General features: G+C 73.5%; 1 protein-coding gene. It reads right to left on the bottom strand.

Annotation, left to right across the window (positions count from 1 at the left end; genetic code table 11):
• Positions 1-3,523, bottom strand: a 3,523-nt coding sequence (locus ABZ371_RS30480; protein WP_358685705.1) for an amino acid adenylation domain-containing protein, incomplete at both ends; no start/stop codon positions are given.

Genomic DNA, 3,523 nt, shown 5'->3' with positions numbered 1-3,523 from the left:
CCGGCAACTCGTCCCACACCGGAGCCGCGCCCTCGCACCGAGCCCGGTACGCCCGCGACAAGTCCCTGGCCAGCGGCCCCATCGACTCACCGTCGGCGGCGATGTGGTGCGTCACCAGCGCGAGGACGTACTCCTGCGGTGCACCGCGGAAGAGGGTGGCGCGGATCGGTATCTCCGTGGCCAGGTCGAAGCGGTGGCCCATCGCGCGGGCGACGGCGTCCTCCATCTCCTCGGGAGCCAGGTCGATCACGGGCATCAGCAGCTCGAAGCCGCCCGCGGGCAGCACCTTCTGGTGCGCCACGCCGGCCTCGTCCTCACCGAACACCGTGCGCAGGCTCTCGTGCCGCACCACCACGTCCCGCAGCGCCGCCTCCAGGGCGCCCGCGTCCACGGTCCCGCGCAGGCGGAGCGCCAGGGGGATGTTGTAGGTGGCGGACGGTCCGTCGAAGCGGTGCATGAACCACAGCCGGCGCTGCGCGAAGGACAGCGGCACCGGGCCGTCGACCGCCTCGCTCCGGCGGAGCGCCGGGCGCACCGCGCCTCCCGCCGGCAGGTGGGCCGCCAGTGCGGCGATCGTCGGCGCGTCGAAGACCGCACGGACCGCGACCTCGGCCCCGGCCGTCTCCCGGATGCGGCTGACCAGCCGGGTCACCAGCAGCGAGTGCCCGCCGAGCGCGAAGAAGTTGTCGTCGATCCCGACCCGCTCGAGCCCGAGAAGCTCGGCGAACAGGCCGGCGAGCAGTCGTTCGTCGCCGGTGCGCGGGGCCCGGTACTCCGCACCGGTGACCTCCGGTTCCGGGAGCGCGGCCTTGTCCAGCTTCCCGTTCGGTGTCATGGGCAGGTGGTCCAGGAGGACGAAGGCCGTGGGCACCATGTGCTCGGGCAGCCGCTCGGCGAGGAAGGCGCGCAGCTGCTCGGGGGTGGTGTCGCCGTCACGCGGGACGACGTAGCCCACCAGCCGCTTGCCCATGGCCGCGGTGCGGCCGGCCAGGGCGAGCACCGTGGCCCGGGCCACTCCGGGGTGGGTGTCCAGGACGGACGCGATCTCGCCCGGCTCGATGCGGAACCCGCGGATCTTCACCTGGTCGTCGATGCGTCCGAGGTAGTCGAGCTGGCCGTCCGGACGGCGGCGTACCTGGTCGCCGGTGCGGTACATCCGGCTCCCCGGGTCCCCGAACGGATCGGCGACGAAGCGTTCCGCGGTCAGCGAGTACCGGTCCAGGTAACCGCGGCCGAGTCCTCCTCCCGCGATGTACAGCTCGCCCGGCACACCGAGGGGCACCGGCCGCAACCAGGCGTCGAGCACGTACAGACGGGTGTTGAGCACGGCGCGCCCGATGGGCGGGGCGCCGCCGTCCGCGGTGAGCGGGTCGCTGAGTGTGGCGACACAGGTGGTCTCGGTGGGACCGAAGCCGTTGATCAGCCTGCGGCCCGGCGACCAGGTCTCCACGATGCCCGGCGGTACGGCCTCCCCGCCGACGCCGAGCGTGCGCAGGTGGGGGAACGGCCGGGGCGGCACCGAGGCCAGCGTGGCCGTGGCGATGAGACCGACGCTGATCTCCGCGTCGGTGAGGGTGGCCGCGAGCACCTCGCCCACCTGCCGGCCCGGAGGCACCACGAGGGTGGCACCGGCGGCGAAGGCGACGAGCCACTCCATGACGGAGATGTCGAAGCTCGGTGACGTGCAGGCCAGCACCCGCGACTCGGGCGTCACCTCGAAGCGCTCGATCTCCGTGCGGGCCAGGGAGGCCAGGGCCTTGTGCGGGACGACGACGCCCTTGGGCAGACCGGTCGACCCGGAGGTGTAGATCACGTACACGGGGTGGCGCGGGTCCAGGGGGGCGAGCCGGTCGGCGTCGGTCGGGTCCGCCTCCGATCCGCCCTCCGGGCGCGTGGCCGGGTCGGGGTCGTCGAGCGACGCGGTGGGAATGCCGCCGGGCAGGCCGCCGGCGAACTCCACCGACGTCAGCGTCAGCATCGGCTCGGCGTCCTCCAGCAGGAAGGCGATCCGGTCGGCGGGGTAGCCGGGATCCACGGGCAGCCAGGCGCCACCGGCCTTCGTCACCGCGAGGAGCGCCACCAGCTGCTCGGCGGACCGCGGCAGCGCCACGGCCACCCGGGCCTCCGGTCGGACGCCCCGGGCGATGAGCCAGTGGGCGAGGCGGTTGGCCCGCCGGTTCAGCTCGCCGTAGGTGAGGGTGAGCTCGCCGGAGATCAGCGCGGTGGCGTCCGGGGTCCGGGCGGCCTGCTGCTCGAAGACCTCGGGCAGCGTGAGGTCCGGCACCGCGGCCGCGGTGTCGTTCAGCCCCGTGATCAGGTACTCCCGCTCGTCGGCGGTGAGCAGGTCCACCTCGGCGAGCGTCCGCCCGGACTCGGTGACCAGGCTCCACAGCACGGTCCGGAACCGCCGGGCGATCTCCTCGACGTACGGGCGGTCGAGCACACCGTCCTGGTACTGGAGGGTGACCCGCAGGTAGGGGTCCAGGTCGGCTGCCAGCATCAGGGGGTAGTGGGTGGTGGAGAAGGGGCGGATGCCGGTGCAGGTGATGCCGGCAGCGTCGTTGGCCTCGGCCAGGGCGGCCGAGTCGGCCGGGTAGGACTCGAAGACGACGAGGGTGTCGAACAGGGTCTGCAGCCCGGTGCTCCGCTGGATGTCGGTGAGACCGTGGTGGTGGTGTTCCATGAGCGCGGCCTGGCGGTGCTGGATGCCGGTCATGAGCTCGGCGAGGGTGGCCGCCGGTGACAGCGGGACGCGCACGGGCAGCGTGTTGATGAACATGCCGATCATGGAGTCGACGCCGCCCACGGCCGGCGGCCGCCCCGACACGGTGGCCCCGAACACCACGTCCTGACGCCCGGTCAACTGACCCAGCAGCAGCGCCCAGGCGCCCTGGACCAGGGTGTTCACCGTCACGCCGAGCTCACCCGCACGCCGGGCGACGAGGTGCGCCTCGGCCTCGGGCAGGGTGGCGTCGACACTGCCGAAGCCGGTTGCGGGCCGGGAGGCTCCGCCCGGCGCGACCGGGGCGAGGAGGGTGGGTTCGTCGACGCCCTCGAGCTCGGTGGCCCAGGCCTGTGCGGCGGCGTCGTGGTCCTGGCCGTCCAGCCAGACGAGGAAGTCCCGGTATCCGCGCACCTGCGGCAGCGCGGAGGCGGCGCCGGAGGCGCCGTAGAGCCGCAGCAGGTCCTGCATGAGGACGGGGATGGACCAGCCGTCGAACAGGACGTGGTGGGTGGTGAGGACCAGTTCGGAGTGGTCCTCGGTCATGCGCACCAGTGCCAGCCGCAGCAGCGGCGGGGCGGCCGGGTCGAAGTGGACCGTGTGGTCCTCGGCCAGGAAGCGCTCCAGCTCCGCGTGACGTTCCGCCTCGGGCAGGTGCCGCAGGTCCACCTCCCGCCACGGCAGCTCGACACCCTCGGTGACCAGCTGCACCCAGCCGCTGCCCCCGTGCGGCACGAACGCGGTCCGCAGGTTCGCGTGCCGCTCCAGCAACGCCTGCCCCGCAGCCCGCATCCGCACGGG

This window comes from Streptomyces sp. NPDC005899 (assembly GCF_040629645.1).
In the GTDB taxonomy this organism is placed as follows: Bacteria; Actinomycetota; Actinomycetes; order Streptomycetales; family Streptomycetaceae; genus Streptomyces.
Note: the sequence above shows the minus strand (reverse complement) of the source record. Positions and strands in the feature narration are given on the sequence as shown.